The sequence below is a fragment of the Terriglobales bacterium genome, assembly GCA_035561515.1.
Lineage (GTDB): Bacteria > Acidobacteriota > Terriglobia > Terriglobales > Acidobacteriaceae > DATMXP01.
The window spans coordinates 1-17,670 of record DATMXP010000014.1 but is presented as its reverse complement, the minus strand read 5'-3'; the positions used below and the strand labels follow the sequence as shown (position 1 = coordinate 17,670).

Here is a 17,670-nt window from a genome sequence, read left to right as displayed (position 1 = left end):
GAACCCTTGTACGTGTTTTTTTGTCGTTCTGACCCTGACGCTGAAACGAAGTGAAGCGGAAGGGGAAGAATCCCTATAGCCACCACCGGTTTTTCAGGAGGAGAGCTTTTGCCGACGACCAACGACTGACGGTCGCCGACTAAGTACTAACAACTAATGACTGACAACTTGCTTCTTCTAACTCCTTTGTTTTCATATATGCGCCCTGTAACTCCCTTGTTTTCATATACAGATTCTCCATATATGAAAACAAAGGACTTGTAAATCCTTTAGAATCATATACGTAGAGCCCGACGCTCGCGCAACTGCTTTGTTTTCTTATACGGAGGCAAAACAGGGGGGGAGGGGGTCAGTGCACATGCTTTCTGATGAAGTGACGCTTTGTGGGGCGCGGACACTCCTGCCCGCGCCCGTTCGCGCGATCAGAAGTTGATCGCCATCCCGCTCACCGCGCCCACTGCGTCCAGCATGCCTTCTGCCAGCGTCGGATGTGCGTGTATCGTGTACATCAGGTCGTCCACCGTCGCTTCCAGTTCCAGCGCGGTCACGGCCTCGGCGATCAACTCGGTCGCGTTCGGCCCAATGATGTGTACACCAAGGATCTCGCCGTACTTTGCGTCCGACACCACCTTGATGAACCCTTCATGCGATCCGACGATGCTCGCCCTCGAGTTCGCCGTGAACGGCATCTTGCCCACCTTCACGTTAAAGCCGAGTTCCTTGGCCTTCGCCTCGGTCAGGCCGACCGACCCGATCTCCGGATGCGAATACGTGCAGCCCGGTATGCGGTTCTTGTTCAGCGGACGCGCCGGCTTGCCGGCGATCTTCGCTACCGCGACCATGCCCTGCATTGATCCGACGTGCGCCAACTGGGGCGTGCCGGCCACGATGTCGCCGATGGCGTACACGTTCGGCTCTTCCGTCTGCAGCCACTCGTTGACATGAATGAAGCTGCGGTCCGGCTTGATTTTTGTTTTCTCCAGTCCGATGCCTTCCGTCCGCGGCTTGCGCCCAACGGCGATCAGCACCACATCGGCTTCGACCTTCTGCTTCTTACCATCGGCTTCGAACTCAACCGCAACTCCATTCTTCGCGCGCTCAACCTTCGTGACCGAAGCACTGGTATGAATGTTGATCCCGCGTTTCTTGTACGACCTCGCCAGTTCCTTCGAGACTTCCTCGTCCTCCACCGGAACGATTCGCGGCAGCATTTCGAGGATCGTCACATCCGTTCCGAATGACTTGTAGATCGATCCGAACTCAACGCCAACCGCGCCCGAACCGACGATCACCATCGACTTCGGAATCTCCTTCAGTGAAAGGATCTCGATGTTGGTCAGGATGCGATCATCGGCTTTCAGTCCCGGAAGCATGCGCGCTTCGGAGCCGGTCGCAAGAATCACGTTCTTCGCCTGAACTTCCTTCACTTGTCCGCCTTCGACGGCGATCGTGAGCAGGCCGTTCTTCGCTGGACCAGTGAGCTTGCCGAAGCCGCTGATCGTCTCGACCTTGTTCTTCTTCATCAGGAACTCGAGGCCTTTCGCGTGCTTTGCAACGATCTTGTCCTTGCGGTCCTGAATGGTCTTCCAGTTCAGCTTTGGCGTGCCCAATCCTTCAATGCCGAACTCCTGAGCGGCCTTCAGGTGGTCGTAAACCTCGGCATTGAACAGCAAGGCCTTGGTCGGAATGCAGCCTACGTGCAAGCACGTTCCACCCAACTTGCTTTCCTTCTCGATGAGTGCGGTTTTGAGCCCGAACTGTCCGGCGCGAATCGCGGCGGTATAACCTGCTGGACCACTTCCAATAATGGCGACGTCAAACACCTTCTCTGCCAAGTAATGCTCCTCTTGTGGGGATTTCACCCTGTAGCAAACGGATGATTGTACGTGAGAGACGACGCGCCTGAAAACCGAGCTGAGCTGATTCAGCCAACTCAAGGCAGGACTAAGGCCTTCTAATTCCTTGCTTTAGCACATCCGCGGCAAGGAGCAACTCGTGACTGAGAAAGCACGCAAGCCCGGCGATCCGCAGGTGACGCCCTTTGAACCAGAACATTCGGGAAACCGGCGCGATCCTGAAGAACGTCCGGTTTCGCCGCAATCCGAAGAGGAAGTGAAAGAGAAAGCACTCGACAAAACTCTGGCAGATTCGTTTCCCACCAGCGACCCTCCGTCTTCGATTCCAGACCCAGGTGAAGACGACTCAGAAGCAGCGTAAGAATTCCCGGCACAGCTCTCGCTCGCCGCAAGAATGCGAACGGGAGCTGCTTCCGTTCAGACACATGCAATGTCCCGAGGTGCTGTAATATGAAAGGTTGCACTGCGCGTTCTGCCCTGTTCTGGGCGTTCGCCGACGTTCCCCAATGAGTTCTCCCGAGTCACACGTCCGTTCGTCAGAGAATAGCGATCTCCTGCGTATAGATTCCGCTGCATTCCAGGCCATCTTCGAGTCGGCCGCGATCGGTATCGCCATCATTGCCCCGGACGGAAAGTTACTTGAGATCAACCCCTGCCTTCGCCAGATGCTTGGCTACACCACTGAGGAACTGCGCACCCTCACGATTCCCGCCGTCAGTCACCCCGACGACATGGCCGCCGATGAGCGGCTCTTCGCCAAGTTGACCTCTGGGGAAATCCGCAGCTATAGCCTCGAGAAACGCTACTTCCGCAAAGACGGATCGATCATGTGGGGACGCCTGACAGTCTCCTCCGTGCCCGGCGACACCAAAGGCCAAAAAGGCTTGGTCGTCGCGATGGTCGAAGACGCCACGCGCAAGAAAGAGGCCGAGCGCGAGATTGACAGCCGCAATGCTCGCCTGAACATGGCACTGGATGTTGGCGGCGCGATTGCGTGGGACTGGAACCTGAAAACGGGCGCGCTCTACTGCCACGGCGAACTCGCGGCATTCCCGAACGGCACACCTCATCGTGCGGAACACTGGCACGATCGCATCGACTGGTCGGACCGCCAGGCCTTCGACGAAGCCGTCGCGAAAGCGCTTGCGGAGAAGACTGGCTACGAACTCGACTACCGCATTCTCGGCTCCACCGGCGAGATCCACTGGCTACACACAAAAGCACAGGTCGCCGTCGATGATCGCGGCGAACCAGTCTACATCGTCGGCGTTACCTCCGACGTCACTCGCCAGCGCGACACAGATCGGCGCCTGGAAGACGCTGCCAACGAGATCCGTAAAAGCTCCGAGCGCGTTCGCCTCGCGCTGAAGACCGCGAACGCCGCGTCATGGGAGTGGGACATCTCCAGCAACATCCTGATGTGGGATGAAAACTCGAAGCGCCTCTTCGGACGCCCAATGGTCAACATCGGCATCGAAGACTGGCGCAACATCATTCATCCGGAAGATGTCGGCCGAGTCTGGTCGGCCATTACCACCGCGATCGAATACCGCTCAGAGTTCGAAGCCGAATACCGGGTCATCTGGCCCAATGGAAGCACGCACTGGATCATCGGTCGCGGACGCGCCATCTACGATTCCAGCGGCAAAGCCCTGCGCATGGCCGGTATTAACATCGACATTACCGAACGCAAAGATACGGAGCAGGAACTCCGAGCGACTACCGAGCGCTTTCGACGCGCGCAAGCCGCCGCGAATGTCGGCGCATATGACTGGAACCTCGTCTCCGGTCAGATCACCTGGTCGGCGGAAGTTCCGACCCTGCGATCAGTCGCGCCGGATGGAAGATTTGAGTCCTGGCGAAACGCCCTTGTCGAAGAAGATCTCCCCCTCCTGCAAAGTTTCGTGGATCGCATGTTGGACTCCACCGCCGAGCAGCAGTCGGAGTTCCGCATCTACGACGCGCAGGGAAACATCCGCTGGATCTATGTCACCGGTCGTGCCTATCGCGACGACCGCGGCAAGCCTGTAAACGCCAGTGGCGTCGTCATCGATATCACCGATCGCAAAATAGCCGCCGAGGAAGTTCGCCGTAATCAGAAGCAACTGCGCCTGGTAATCGACGCGATTCCCAGTCTTATCGCCTACATCGACCAGGACGAGCGGTTCCGCTTCGCGAACAAAGCCTACCAGTTGTGGATGGGCGAGCATGTGGCGGTCGAAGGCCGAACGGTTCGCGAAATTCTGGGTGAAGAGGCACACAACGCGGTGCGCCCTTTCCGGGAAGCCGCGCTGAAAGGGAGAACCGTCGAGTACGAGCAACTGGTGCATTTCAGATTTGCGGGCGACCGCTACGTGCACAGCATCTATATTCCAGATATCGACGACAAAGGAATCGTCCGTGGCTACGTGGCTTTCGTCAGCGATCTGACCGAACGCCGCCGCTCTGAAGACCAGTTACGTCGAACGGAAAAACTCGCCGCGACCGGGCGTCTTGCCGCGACCATCGCACACGAGATCAATAATCCACTGGAGGCGGTGACAAACCTTCTTTATCTCGTGAAGACGGATCAGGGGCTCAGCGAGTCCGGACGCCAATTCCTTTCCCAGGCCGAGCAGGAACTCTCGCGCGTAGCGCACATTACCCGGCAGACGCTGGGCTTCTACCGCGACAGTGTCGGTCCCATTCGTATCAGTATTCAGGAAGTAATCGAAGACGTATTGCAGCTGTACAGCAAGAAGCTGATTCTGCACCGGGTCGAGATTACGCGTGATTATCGCGGCGACAGCATCATTACTGCACTCGCCGGTGAAATCCGCCAGGTGTTCTCGAATCTCATCGGCAACGCCGTCGACGCCATGCAGAATGGTGGCAGGCTCATTCTGAAAACTCGCACCTACTCCTCCAACGGCCACGGCGGCATTCGCATTATGGTCGCCGATTCTGGTGTTGGCATTTCGCGCCAGAATATGATGCAGGTCTTCGAACCGTTCTTCACGACGAAGCGGGAACTTGGCACGGGCCTCGGACTCTGGCTCAGCCGCAACATCGTGCAGAAGCACGGAGGCACAATTCGCGTGAAGAGCCGCACCCTGCCAGGAAACAGCGGCACCGTCTTCATAATAACGCTGCCGTTTGAATACTCTGCGCGTCTCGAAGATACGGCTTAGCTACTTCAGCCCGGCGTTCTCCGCCGCAATCTTCGACAGCGCCGACCAGTCCAGATCCCCCATTCCGTTGTTCACCGCTCTCACCGCATTGGCACGCATGAGATCGGCAATCGGCAAAGGCACTTGTGCTGCCTCGCCCGCGGCAAGCGCAAGCCTTATGTCCTTCAATCCCAGCCGAAGCTTAAACCCAGCGGGCTCGAACTGTTGCGACGCCACCAGTCCGCCATAGATTTTGAAGATCGGCGCCGCGAACAACGAACTCGTGAGGAAGTCGATGAATGCCTGCGGCTCCACGTCGTACTTGCGCGTGAGCGCTACTGCTTCGCCCAGCGACTCGATAATCGTCGCAATCAGAAAATTGCCGGCCAGCTTCACCACGTTCGCCGATACCGGATCGTTGCCCATCACAAATGTCTTCTGGCCGAAGGTCGCAAAAAGTGGTTCGCATTTCTTTACGGCGTCGTCGGCGCCGGCAGCGACTACGAACAGTTGCCCCGCGTCTGCCGCCGCTGGCCTTCCAAACACTGGCGCCGAGACATACTGCTGACCGCGCCCTTCGTGCGCCTTCTGCATCCGGCGCGAAAGATCCACGCTGATCGTGCTCGCCGAAACATGGATCGCGCCCTTGGGCAGCGCATTCAGGATTCCATCATTCCCGAATACCACCGCCTCCACCGCCGCATCATCGGCCAGCATGGTGAACGCAAGATCCGCGCCACGTGCCGCGTCGGCCGGTGTGGCCGCCGCGATCGCGCCCGGTACTTCCTTCACTCGTGCTTGCGTGCGATTCCAGGCGCGAACCTCGTGAGAACCTTTCACGAGATTGCGCGCCATGGCCGCGCCCATATTGCCGATACCCAGAAACGCAATCTTCATTTCTTCACAGCCTCAGACATTGCTTGCTTCAACCACTCAGGCAGCGGCTTCACGCTCCGCGGAAGTTGCTGATCGATATTCGCCAGGAAATACGCCAACACGCCGAGCACAGCCGTGTTCTCGCGCTGGGCCTGTGGCTCGATCTTGTCGAGCGTATCGGCAGCCGTGTGGTGGTAGTGAAAGTACGTGCGGACGTCCTGCAGCGGTTCGAACGTCGGCACACCCAGCGCACCGACCGGAATCGTGTCGGCGCCACCCTGATCGGTCGCCCTTACAATACCGGCGCCGGAACCCCGCAACACCTTCGAAGCCGGCTCCAGCATCTTCTCGATCGCTGGATCTCCCGCGAAGAGAAGGCCCGTCGGATGCCCCGCACCCATATCGCTCTCGATCGCTGCCTGATGATTCGCGATCTCATCCTTGTGTGCGATGGCGTATCCGAGTCCACCGCGCAACCCGTTTTCCTCATTCGCCCAAGCAATCACACGGATCGTGCGCCGTGGTCGCAATCCGAGCTCCTTGATAACACGGACGGCGTCAACCGCGTGTGCCACACCAGCGGCGTCGTCGATCGCACCCGTTCCAAGGTCCCACGAATCCAGGTGCCCGGAAACGATCACCACCTGCTCCGGATGCTCGCTGCCCTTCAAGTCACCGATCACGTTATAGGCTTCGGCATCAGGCAGCGTCTGCGGAGTCATCACCAGATGCATGCGAACGGTTCCTTGCTTTACCAGGCGCGCAATCAGTTCCGCGTCTTCCGCGGCAAGCGCTCCAGCAGGAATCTTCGGGACATCCTTCGCATACCGCGTGTTTCCCGTGTGGGGCAGACGGAAGTCCGCTCCTCCCACCGAGGAAATCAGCGAAGCCACTGCGCCGAGTTTCCCCGCTTCGGTCGGAGCCTTGCTCCGGTATTCCACCGCTAGGCCGTACGCATCACGGGCGTCGCCGATTTCAGCCATACGCTGGTCGAACTTGTGATTAAAGACGACGATCTTCCCTTGAACCTTCTCGCGGCCCAGCGCTGCCAGTTCGTCGAAGTTGTTGACGGCGATCACTTCGGCCGTAATCCCGTTCGCGGGCGTGGCGACACTGGCGCCGAGCGCAGTCAGTACGATCTTCTGTGTGGTATTTGGTGTCATACCGGGAAATTGAACGAGTTCGGCGCGCTCCTCGCCGCGTACCCAGTGCGGCACCATCACCTTCTCGAGTTTTACTTCGAGTCCAAGACGCTTGAACTCAGCTGCCACCCACTGGGCGGCATGGTTGTACTGCACCGAACCGCTCAGGCGCGGTCCAATGTTGTCGGTCAGATGTGCGGCAAATTGATACGAATAGTCGCTCTGCAGCGCAGCTTGCTGAATGCGCTTCATTTCGGCCGTAAGTTTGGGTGATGCTTCGGGTGCCGTTTGCGCCGACAACGACGCGGCGCACAGGAGTGCAACGACCAGAAAGTTCCGCAATGTATTGAGCCTCACGATAAAGTTCGATTCGTCCCCGTCCCGGGATTAGATCTCCCATGAAATCGATTCAGAGAAGACCTTTCAGTGTATTCCTGCATGGATTTTCCAGCAGCATTCATTTACGCTTCCGCGCGTCAGCAACTCTGGACTTCCTGGAGGATCGCCATCATGCCATTTCGCACTGCCTGGCGTTTGTTTGCAGTCATCATTTTGAGTATGGGCCTCTGCTCTTTCGGTTGGGCCCAGATCGACGACACAGCGGACCCCGCCAAAGAAAGAGATCCATTTCAGAACATTAAGTTTCGAAATCTTGGTCCCGCCGTTGGAGGCGGCCGTGTCGCCTCGGTCGTGGGTGTGCCGGGTCAACCAAACGTCTATTACGTCGGCGCTGCCGCAGGTGGTGTGTTCAAGACCATCGACGGAGGCCTAAGCTGGAAGGCGATCTTCGAGAAACAGCCAGTTGCGTCCATCGGATCCATTGCAGTCGCGCCTTCCAATCCGAATCTGATTTGGGTAGGCACCGGAGAGGCGAAGCCTCGCAACGATATTTCAACAGGCAGGGGCGTCTTCTTCTCCCCCGATGCGGGCGTGACATGGAAGCACATGGGTCTCGCTGACGCCGGACAGATCGCTCGCGTGATTGTTCATCCCACGAACCCCGACATCGTCTGGGTTGGCGTTCTCGGACACGCCTGGGGTCCGAACCAGGAGCGCGGCGTTTTTAAAACGACCGACGGCGGTAAAACCTGGCAGAAAACCCTTTACGTGAACGACAAGACCGGCATTGCCGACATGGTGATCATGCCCGGCAATCCGATGGTGCTGTTCGCGGCTATGTGGGAGATGCAGCGTCGTCCATGGGCACTCGAAAATGGCGGACCGAACAGCGCCATCTGGCGCTCCAATGACGGCGGCGTGACGTGGAAGAAGTTGAGCGAAGGACTTCCCAAAGGCGCACTCGGAAGAATTGGACTGGCCATCGCACCTAGCGAGCCAACTCATGTCTATGCGCTTATCGAAACGAAAAAAGGCGTGCTCTGGGATTCCAAGGACCTCGGCGATCACTGGACGCAGGTTAACGATAAGCGTGAAATCGCCGCACGTGGCTTCTATTTCAGCCGCCTCGAAGTTGCGCCCGACAATCCGAACCGACTCTACCTCTTATCCTTCGACGTGATGCTGTCGGAAGACGGCGGCAAGACCGCCAAGCGTCTCGGCCGCGGCGTTCATCCTGATAATCACAGCCTCTGGATCGACCCGCAGAATCCGCATCGCATGATCCTCGGGAACGACGGTGGCGTTTACATTTCCTCCGATGCGGGCGTCACGTGGCGCTATCTCGACAATCTGCCGATCGAACAGTTCTACATGGTCGCTCACGACGACAGTACCCCGTACATGCTCTGCGGCGGATTGCAGGACAACAACGGTTGGTGCGGTCCGTCGAACAGCCTCGCGCGCGGCGGCATCGTGGGCGCAGACTGGTGGACCACTGTGGGCGGCGACGGCGAGTACATCGTCCCTGCCGGAAACAAGTCCAACATCATTTACGCCTCGTCGCAAAACGCATTCGTCGAGCGGCTTGATGCCACGACGGGAATGTCGGCGGGCGTCCGTCCTTATCTGGCAGGTGTCGGACAAATGGCGCCTTCGGAACTGAAGTACCGGTTCAACTGGACTTCGCCGATTGCAGTCTCCGCGACCGATCCCAAAACCGTCTATCTCGGGGGCAATGTTGTCTTCAAGTCCACCGATGCAGGGAACACCTGGACTCCGATCTCGCCCGACCTCACCCGCAACGACAAATCGAAACAGATTTCCAGCGGTGGCTCGATCTTCTACGACCTGAGCGGCGCCGAGACTTTCGACACCATCCTCTCCATGTCGCTTTCTCCCATAGACGAAAAGGTAATGTGGGTCGGCACGGACGACGGACTCGTTCAAGTAACGCGCGACGGTGGCAAAACCTGGACGAATACAACCGGGAACATGAAGGGCCTCCCCGAGTGGGGACGCGTACAGCAGATCGAGGCCTCTCCCTTCGACGCGGGCACTTGCTACGTCGCTTTCGACCTGCACCAGGTGGACAACAACAAGCCGTATGTCTTCCGCACCAGCGATTTCGGCAAGACCTGGACCGCAATCAACAAGGGCCTGCCGGAAAACGATCCGGTGCGAGTCGTCCGTGAGAATCCAAACAAGAAAGGCTGGCTGGTGCTCGGCACTGAGACGGGCCTTTTCTATTCGGCGAATAACGGCGACACGTGGACTCCGCTGAAGAGCAATTTCCCTACGGTGCCGATCTACGATCTGAAGTTCGTGAAGAAGACGAATGACCTGATCGTTGCGTCACACGGTCGTGGCCTGTTCGTGATGGACGACATCACTCCGATCGTGGAATACACCTCGGACGTGCAAGGGAAAGACATGCACCTGTTCGCTTCCATGCCCGCAAGCCGTTGGCACACGTGGAACAAGCGTGGTTTCAGCCAGGCCGGTTTCACGGCCCCTAACCCGCCACTCGGCGCAGTGATTTCATACAGCCTGAAGTCGGAAATAGAAGTGACTCCGGAAATGAAGAAGGGTCGCAAGTCGCCGGTAAAGATCGTCGTCACCGACGAAACCGGCGCACCGGTTCGCACCATCTACGGTCCCTCGAAAGCCGGCGTGAACCGCGCGGTATGGAACCTCGATTACGAACCGGCGACACGACTGAGTTTCCTGCCCGAGCGCGAGCCAAATGAATACTTCGACAGCGCTTCGGGTGTTCCGGTTCTGCCGGGCACGTACAACATCGCTGTTACGGTAAACGGCAAGACGGAGAAGACGACGGTCAAGGTCGGGCCTGATCCTCGTTATGAGATGAACATGGAAGTCGCGCGTACCCAGACGAAGTACGGGCTGGAAACTCGCGACCTGCTCAATGCCTTCAACGCAACGCTGAACCGCCTCGACGCGATGCGTGCCCAATTGACCACCGTACAGAAGCTGCTCTCCACGGCGGAAGAAGGCAGCACACTGGCCGTCAGCTACAAGCCGGTGATCGACAATGCTCGCGATCTCGAGAAGAAGCTCAAGGACTTCCAGGAAGGCTTCTACAACTCCGAGAACCAGGGCGGAAGCGACCGCCTCCACTTCCTGGCCCGCCTTCATGATCGCGTGGAAAGTCTCGCGCGCGGTGGAGCGAACTTCGGCTATAACGAACCCGTGAGTGCCCTGTACCAGGACGAGTTGGCTGAGCTTCGCCCGCAGGTGCAGAAGATCGTGGGCGAGTTCAATGCCTTGCTCTCCAACGACGTGACCAACTTCAACAAGCTCGCCTTGGAGAAAGGAGCGAACACGCTCTACGCAGGCGTGCCGATCGAGTTAAAAGGAGGATCTACCGCGGAAGTCGGAAAATAGACTCTGTGTGGTTTCATCGCCCGGCAGAAATGCCGGGCTTCTTTATTGGAGGCTGTTGCTGCGCGGGTTGTAATAGAAGTGAAAACGCAGTGCCAGGTACTCGCCGCTGAATTCACCCGGCAGTGGCGGAAACGGATTTGACGCCGTGATGCCGCCCCACGCTGCGCGATCCAGTGAGATATCGCCCGACTGACCCGCCAGTCTCATGCCGGCGACCTGCCCGTTCTTCAGAATCGCAAATTCAATCGAGACCTTTCCCTCTTTCATCAGTGGAGGCCGAGCCACTTCGGGGATCAGGTTGTACCAGTTCAATCGAACCGTGTGCAGAATTCGCTCGAGGTACGGGCCGAAGTCCACGCCGCGTGTGTCGCTCAGGATGTCGAGCTGGCTGTGAACTGTCCCACCCTGGCGGCCCGTGCCCAATCCATAATCGCCCGCACCGCCACCAACACCTCGCGATCCAACTGTGGCTCGTGCAGCCTGTTCGATGGCCGAACCCGCAGACATCGCTGCGCGGAACGGATTGTTAGCCGAGGCGCTTCCACCGCCCGGACTCAGCGATTCCAGCCGGGGGCTTTGGTTTTGCGACGGAGGCAACTGTGGACCGCCGCCGCCACGTTGTGCTTGCTGCTGCACTGGATTCTGCGGTTGAGGCGCTTGCGCCATTTGTTGCTGTTGTGCCGGGGGCGTCGGTGGCTGAGGCGCGCCGGGCTGGCTTGGCGGTCCCGGACGGGCGGAGTCCAATATCTTCCTGAGTTCCTTTTGGTTCGGGCTTGGAATCTTCGAGGAAGCAATTCGGTTCTTGTCCGAAATGATGTCGGTCTTCGGAGGCTCGGTGACCTTCTGCGCATCCGGCGGCAGGGCGAGGTAGGTCATCTCCTGCTGTTTGAGGATGTCGGCGGGAGTCATCACCACCACGCCGCGAACCGGATAGGCCCACTTCGGCGAGGTCGCGATCGCTATCACCACCAGCAGGTGAACGACGACGGAGATCCACAGTGCCTCGCGCCTTCTGGAACGCGCGAGTTCATCCTGCAATTCGAGCAGCACCACGGGGGTCTCGTGCAGGTCGTACTCCGTCATGTTCTGGAATACGTCTTCTGACGTCTCAGGACCGGGTGCGGTCGGGATTTCGGAGGTCTCCATCTACTGCTTCACTTAGACGTTTCCGCCACGCCTTGGATGCGCGGGACACACCATCCCTCTTGCGGCTGGAAACTCTATTTTCGCATCATCTGGTGGGCAAAGCGAATTGGCATTCCGTGTCGCCCCGCACACTGATCCCACAAAAGTAAACCCTTGCAACGAAAGGAAGTAGCGGCCGGTGGGACGACTACAGGGGCCTTACGTCAACCAGCACGGAATAAAAGGTGGGACCGCGCCCGATATCGGTCAACCGCTCCGAGGTCAGCACGTTGATGTTGATCCCTTCCGACGAGTGCTTCGCCCAATCCAGCTTCGCCCCGAGCACTCGGGGCTGAACCGTGTCCGTCACTTTAGCCGTCAGGCGGATTTCGCCGCGGTCGTTGTACACCGCGACCGGATGGCCGTCCTTAATACCACGCGGGCCGGCGTCTTCGGGGTGGATCTCCAGGAGAGATGGATTCTCCATGGCGCGCGTCCCGGGCAGGTTCGCGAACGTGGAGTTCAGGAAGTTGTCGGCCTTGCGCGCCAGCAACTCGAATGGATACTTCGAATGGCCATTGTTGGTGTGGCGCGACTCGGTCGGGGCCACGAACGACGCGACCGGATCCAGACCCATGTCCTTCAGCGACTCACTGTACAACTCGGCCTTGCCGCTCTTGGTGTAGAAGTGGCCGTTGGCGAAGGGCAGGAACGGGTCTTCGGTCCCGAAGTTCAGGCGTTTATGTCCGGCTTTCTCCAGCGTCGGGCGAGTCAGTCCCTTGAGCCACGGATCCTTCGAGGCCAGGGCCGCATCGATCATCTGGTCTTCCGTCTCGCGGAAGCACTCTTCGGTGAACCCGAAGCGCTGTGCCAGACGCCGGAACAGTTCCACGTTCGACACCGCTTCGCCCAGCGGTTCGATCGCCTGGTTCGACACCTGAAGGTAGTAATGTCCGTAGGCCTTTTGCAGGTCCTTGTGCTCGAAGAAGGTGGTTGCGGGCAGGACGATGTCGGCGTAATCCGTCGTATCGGTGAGGAATTGCTCATGGACGACGGTGAACAGATCCTCACGCTTGAGTTGGCGGACGACCTCGTTGTGGTTCGGAGTAACCGCCGCTGGATTCGAGGCGTACACGAAGAGCGCCTTGATCGGCGGATCGGTGACGGTCCCGAGCGCCAATCCCAACTGACTCATGTTCACGATCCGAGCTGGACGTCCAAGCGCCACGTGCATCAGGTCCATGCGCTCGAGGGCATCGCTGCATAACGGATACGCTCCGCTGGTGGAGAGCTGAAGTCCGCCGCCAACTTCCTTCCACGAACCGGTGATGCAGGGAAGCATCGTGATGGCCCGAACTGCCATTCCGCCGTTCTCGCAGCGCTGCAAGCCGTAGTTCAGCCGGATCGCGGCGTGACGAACCGTCGCGTACTCACGCGCCAGCTTACGGATGTCGTCGGCCGAAATGCCGGTCCAGCCGCTGACTTTCTCGGGCGTGTATTCCTGAACCTTGGCGCGGAGTTCGTCGAATCCGAGCGTGTGCTGCGAAACGTAGTCCGCGTCGTAAATCCCTTCGTTGATGATGACGTGCATCATCCCGAGCGCGAGCGCTACGTCGGTTCCGGGATTGATCGGCAGATACCAGTCGGCGCATTTCGCCGTGCGCGTTTTGTAGGGATCGATGACCACCAGTTTTGCGCCGCTGCGCCGCGCCTCTTCGATGAAGGGCCACAGGTGGACGTTGTTGCCGTGAATGTTCGCGCCCCAGGCGATGATGTACTTCGAGTGCCGGAACTGTTCGGGCTCGGTGCCCAACTTTTTTCCGAGCACGGTCAGGATGGCGTCGCCGCCGGCGCTGGCGCAGATGGTGCGGTCGAGTTGCGAGGCACCGAGGCGGTGGAAGAAACGCCGGTCCATCGACGATCCGTTCAGTGCGCCGAGCGTTCCTCCGTAAGAGTAAGGAAGAATGGCTTCCGGCCCGAATTCCTGGGCGATTGATTTCAGCCGCGCGGTGATTTCGTCGAGCGCCTGGTCCCAGGTGATGCGCTCGAAATCTTCGAACGACCGGGTGCCGCTGCCTTTGGCGAGGCCTTTCTTGCGGCGCATGGGATGGAGCACGCGCCCAGGCGAATACACGCGGTCCAGGTACTTCGCGACTTTCGCGCAGAGGAACCCGCGGGTTACCGGGTGCGCCGGATCGCCCTGGATCTTCGTCGCCTTGCCATCGTCGATGGTGATCAAAACCCCGCATGCATCGGGACAATCGTGCGGACAGGCGGCGTGGACCACGTGCTTCATGCCATCGATTATAGGGGAGATCACACTGGGATGTGATGAGGGAGGTGAGGAAGATCTAAGGCGGGGTCTCTGGTTGTAGGTTCAGTGGGTCAGTGCCGGCCAATGTATTCGTCTTACGATCCGGTCGTTGGCAGATGAGTAACCTGCACGTGATACCCTCTATTTTCGCCGTCAGGATACCTACCCCCCTCCCCCTATCTCTTGCGATGCAATGGAATCAATGACTTGCATATGGACTTTGGGTTCGACCAAAGATTCTAAAGGACTTGCATATCAAGCTGTTCATTCCAGAGCAGTTAGCTCAATTGGTGTTTAGCTTCTAGTTATCATTCGTGGTTGCCGGTTGTCGGTAAAAGCGCGAAAGGTGGTGAGACGGAATTGTCGTCTTCACCACCTACATATTCAGAATAGCAATTTGGGTTGGGGGATCATGCCAAGGTTTTAAGAAATATATTTCGAATGGAATCAAGATTTTGCGGCGAACGAAGACGTTAGACCCCCTTGACATGGGATTTCCCGAAACGGGCCGCGGATGACGCGGATGGAATGGATGGACGCGGATAAACCTAATGCTGAAGGACCGAAGAGTGTGGCGCGTGAGCGGCACGGAGGACAGTTGACGGCGAGAGGTAAAATGTAGGGGAAGTTAGCCACCGATGACTGGACATCGGCGGCTCGCTGTTACTTCGCTAGAAGCAGCAGCGCGACGGCAGCTAACGCTAACAGACTTAACGCGGTTGCCAATACGAACCGATCATCGATTCGCACGGCAAACCTGAGCCTAGAAGGTCGCATGCCCATCACCTCCTTTCGGTGGGCGCAAAAAGAAAACGCCCCGGTTGCTGCCGGGGCATTTCCATCATTGGTGGATTCCCACCACCAAAGATTTCGTTTCGCCGGCGCCCGCCAGATTTCGAAAAGAAGGTGATTGCATTGTATGAACTCATCCGTTAACTATCTGTGACATGCCGCACGGAGTGGGGTGTTTCGGCTCGGGCTGGCTGTTCGCGCCGATGGTGAGCCGCGGATGACGCGGATTGAATGGATGGACGCGGATAAAATCCGGGGCTGATCCCACTTCGATGGACGTATAATCGTCGGAATTTTTTTGTGGGGGGGTGGGTTGATGGATCGTCGTTCGTTTTTGAATATGGCGCTGGCGGCGGTGCCGGCGCTGGCGGTGGCGCAAGAACAGGGGTCGAAGCCGGAGCCCAAAATAGAGCCAAAGCAGGACGCAGGCAAGAGTGGGGGCGCGGTGGTGGTCGCGGCGGGGAAGGACCGGTACGGGATGGAGAGGCCGCGTCCGTTTGGAACGTCGGCGTTCAAGGTTGCGACCCAGGATTCGGGCGGCGACATGTTCGTGATGGAGCATCGGCTGACGGTGAAGGGCGGCCCGCCCCTGCATCTGCATCACGGCGAAGACGAATTGTTCTACATCATGGAAGGGGATTTCCTGTTTGAGATCGGCGGTCGGAGGTTCAAGGCCGGGCCGGGGGACTCGGTGCTGGGGCCGAAGGGTATCCCGCACACGTGGGCGTTCGTGGGGAACACGCCGGGGAAGATGCTGTTCGTGTTCGCTCCGGCGGGAAAGATGGAAGATTTCTTTGCGGAGCGTGACCGTCGTGGCGGAGGCCTGGTGGAAGACGCGGCGTTCCTGAAGAAGTACGGGATGGAGTTGCTGGGTCCGAGGTTGAAGATCGAGTAGCTAGTGCTTGGTAGTTAGCAGTTGGTCAAAACCAAATAGTCGAAGTTCGGACATAGGAAGGTATCCGGATTTTCAAGGGACCCAAGGCTTCGAAACATCAACGTGCGGTAGGTTTCATGTAGTACCTGTGCTTCGTGCTCGCCCGGGTTTGCTATCCATCCGTTTCCGTGTCGCGCTCATCGGCTCAAAACCGATTAAGAACACCGCACCGGTCTTTCGGATCCCTAACAGTTCCGCAAACATCATCACACCCTGACCATTCCTGTCCGTGAACAACGCGCCTCCGAAATCGCCTACGTGCAAACTGCCACCAGTCACAATATTACCGAGGAGAAGAGGTCCGCCCTTAAGTCGTACATCAGGTAGACGCATCTCGATCTGACCACCGCCAAGCTGCCGAAAGGTGACCACATTCCAGTCCAGATCGTACCTTTCAAGAGTCGAAGATGCATGGTGAGGCATTACGTGGCTTTGGTAGTCAACGTCGAACAAGACATAACCTAGCGGATATTTGTGCAAGAGGGATTTTCGGTCAAGGGTGTCGGCTAGGTTTCGAAGAATCCAGGCGCGATCATCATTCAGAGCGGGGCGCCCATGTGCAACCAGAAGAGCACTAAGTAAGGCTTCATTGAAGGGCTGCTCAACACAAGGATCCTTAGGAAGAACGGTATCTCCTTGGGCCTTCATAGCAGAACTGGTGCTTCCTGGTTTGTCGTCGACGTCTCTAAAAGAGATCGTGACTTGCGGATCATTTTCTCGCATTCTTGCACGCGCCAAGCTGTTCGGAGAAAAGAGTATCCATCCGCAAACGGAAGCCTTTCTCGGTGAGGAGTGGAGTCTCGAACGTGGCGAGAACGCCAGAACGAGTGGTGATGGAATCACCTTTCTTGAGAGTTTCTGGCCGAATACCTTCCTCGGTGTAGGATCCAGATCTCAACGAGAGTCTGAATGTATCAACTGTAACGAACTGGCGCCCTGTATTCTTCAGAGATACACCAAAAAACATCAAGGTCTTGGGTGGGCGGTTCTCCTGAAGCAGGTCGAAAGTCATGAATCCTAAGAACTTCGCCTTCACGTTCGTTCGCCACAGCCAAGACTCAAATGCAACGCATGGAATTGTCACCGCAATAGCAAGCAAGACCACCCTACAAACCTTCGAACTGGTCGAAGAAGCTTTTGAAACCCAAGGAAGGTTGAGCAGGAAGACGAAAAAAGAAACACCCATCAGTACCAAAAGTAAGATAAGTATGGATCGGTGAGGATCAGTAAAATTTTCGAGTATAAGAAGCAACATCGCCCAACATGCGCCTAAGTAAAAGCTTGTCTGCTTCTTCCTCGATTTTTTGTCTGACATGAGCCGGGATTGTATCCCTTAACTAATCCAAAAACTATAATGCCGACAGGATGCCGGCATTATCTGTAACCCGCTCGTTTCCCTTCCCGCCTGATCGCGTCTTTGATGCGTGGCTTGATCCGGCGCGGGCGTCGCGATTTCTGTTTGCCACGCCGGACGGACAGATGGTCCGCTGCGATATTGATGCGCGCGTGGGTGGCCGCTTTAACCTGACCGACCGGCGCAATGGCGAGGACGTGGAGCACGTCGGCACGTATGAAGAGATACGGAGGCCGGAGCGGCTGGTGTTTACCTTCAGCGTCCCGAAGTACTCGCCGGTGGTGACGCGGGTGGCGATCGATATCGTGCCGACTACCCATGGGTGTGAACTGACGCTTACTCATGAGGGTGTGCTGGACGAGTGGGCGGAAGCGACACGGAAGG

Annotated in this window: 12 protein-coding genes; 5 read left to right on the top strand and 7 right to left on the bottom strand. The window is 57.9% G+C overall.

Annotated elements, in window-relative coordinates; all coding sequences use genetic code 11:
- Positions 1 to 422: 422 nt before the first annotated feature.
- Entirely contained in the window at positions 423 to 1,835 is a 1,413-nt protein-coding gene (lpdA, locus tag VN577_05185; GenBank protein ID HWR14197.1) for a dihydrolipoyl dehydrogenase, read from the bottom strand.
- A gap of 160 nt (positions 1,836 to 1,995) precedes the next feature.
- Here lpdA and VN577_05180 point away from each other — a divergent pair, with 160 nt between their 5' ends.
- Positions 1,996 to 2,217 (top strand): hypothetical protein, encoded by a 222-nt coding sequence (locus VN577_05180; GenBank protein ID HWR14196.1) that lies wholly within the window; start codon positions 1,996 to 1,998, stop codon positions 2,215 to 2,217.
- Between the two features lie 145 nt (positions 2,218 to 2,362).
- The gene (locus VN577_05175) at positions 2,363 to 5,026 is read left to right on the top strand and encodes a PAS domain S-box protein (GenBank protein ID HWR14195.1); all 2,664 of its coding nucleotides are present in this window, start codon (positions 2,363 to 2,365) and stop codon (positions 5,024 to 5,026) included.
- Here VN577_05175 and VN577_05170 read toward each other — a convergent pair whose 3' ends face one another.
- Both VN577_05170 and VN577_05165 read right to left on the bottom strand, forming a co-directional pair.
- Positions 5,027 to 5,902: an NAD(P)-dependent oxidoreductase gene (locus VN577_05170; GenBank protein ID HWR14194.1), complete on the bottom strand. Its 876-nt coding sequence runs from the start codon at positions 5,900 to 5,902 to the stop codon at positions 5,027 to 5,029.
- On the bottom strand, positions 5,899 to 7,380 hold the full coding sequence (locus VN577_05165; protein ID HWR14193.1) for a M20/M25/M40 family metallo-hydrolase: 1,482 nt from the start codon (positions 7,378 to 7,380) through the stop codon (positions 5,899 to 5,901). The genes VN577_05170 and VN577_05165 overlap by 4 nt, the downstream gene beginning before the upstream one ends.
- 153 nt (positions 7,381 to 7,533) lie before the next feature.
- Between VN577_05165 and VN577_05160 the strand changes: the two genes are divergently transcribed.
- Positions 7,534 to 10,767: a hypothetical protein gene (locus tag VN577_05160; GenBank protein ID HWR14192.1), complete on the top strand. Its 3,234-nt coding sequence runs from the start codon at positions 7,534 to 7,536 to the stop codon at positions 10,765 to 10,767.
- Between the two features lie 42 nt (positions 10,768 to 10,809).
- Here VN577_05160 and VN577_05155 read toward each other — a convergent pair whose 3' ends face one another.
- Both VN577_05155 and VN577_05150 read right to left on the bottom strand, forming a co-directional pair.
- A complete protein-coding gene (locus VN577_05155) occupies positions 10,810 to 11,913 on the bottom strand; it encodes a TonB family protein (protein ID HWR14191.1) in 1,104 nt (367 codons plus the stop codon).
- A gap of 187 nt (positions 11,914 to 12,100) precedes the next feature.
- Positions 12,101 to 14,188: a molybdopterin-dependent oxidoreductase gene (locus VN577_05150; protein ID HWR14190.1), complete on the bottom strand. Its 2,088-nt coding sequence runs from the start codon at positions 14,186 to 14,188 to the stop codon at positions 12,101 to 12,103.
- Between the two features lie 1,126 nt (positions 14,189 to 15,314).
- Between VN577_05150 and VN577_05145 the strand changes: the two genes are divergently transcribed.
- Positions 15,315 to 15,893, top strand: coding sequence for a cupin domain-containing protein (locus VN577_05145; GenBank protein HWR14189.1), 579 nt, complete (start codon positions 15,315 to 15,317; stop codon positions 15,891 to 15,893).
- A gap of 114 nt (positions 15,894 to 16,007) precedes the next feature.
- Here the strand turns inward: VN577_05145 and VN577_05140 are convergent, their stop codons facing one another.
- Positions 16,008 to 16,580, bottom strand: coding sequence for a hypothetical protein (locus tag VN577_05140; GenBank protein HWR14188.1), 573 nt, complete (start codon positions 16,578 to 16,580; stop codon positions 16,008 to 16,010).
- 61 nt (positions 16,581 to 16,641) lie between these two features.
- Positions 16,642 to 17,247, bottom strand: a complete 606-nt coding sequence (locus VN577_05135) for a hypothetical protein (protein ID HWR14187.1) — start codon at positions 17,245 to 17,247, stop codon at positions 16,642 to 16,644.
- Positions 17,248 to 17,297: 50 nt separating this feature from the next.
- Here VN577_05135 and VN577_05130 point away from each other — a divergent pair.
- A partial coding sequence (locus tag VN577_05130; GenBank protein HWR14186.1) for an SRPBCC family protein occupies positions 17,298 to 17,670 on the top strand: 373 nt, incomplete at its 3' end.

What these genes read in the sequence shown, in the direction of transcription:
- VN577_05175 (HWR14195.1), top strand. Translation starts at nt 2,363, where the DNA reads ATGAGTTCTCCCGAGTCACACGTCCGTTCGTCAGAGAATAGCGATCTC.
- VN577_05170 (HWR14194.1), bottom strand. Translation starts at nt 5,902, where the DNA reads ATGAAGATTGCGTTTCTGGGTATCGGCAATATGGGCGCGGCCATGGCG.
- VN577_05160 (HWR14192.1), top strand. Translation starts at nt 7,534, where the DNA reads ATGCCATTTCGCACTGCCTGGCGTTTGTTTGCAGTCATCATTTTGAGT.
- VN577_05155 (HWR14191.1), bottom strand. Translation starts at nt 11,913, where the DNA reads ATGGAGACCTCCGAAATCCCGACCGCACCCGGTCCTGAGACGTCAGAA.
- VN577_05150 (HWR14190.1), bottom strand. Translation starts at nt 14,188, where the DNA reads ATGAAGCACGTGGTCCACGCCGCCTGTCCGCACGATTGTCCCGATGCA.
- VN577_05145 (HWR14189.1), top strand. Translation starts at nt 15,315, where the DNA reads ATGGATCGTCGTTCGTTTTTGAATATGGCGCTGGCGGCGGTGCCGGCG.
- VN577_05140 (HWR14188.1), bottom strand. Translation starts at nt 16,580, where the DNA reads ATGAAGGCCCAAGGAGATACCGTTCTTCCTAAGGATCCTTGTGTTGAG.
- VN577_05135 (HWR14187.1), bottom strand. Translation starts at nt 17,247, where the DNA reads ATGTCAGACAAAAAATCGAGGAAGAAGCAGACAAGCTTTTACTTAGGC.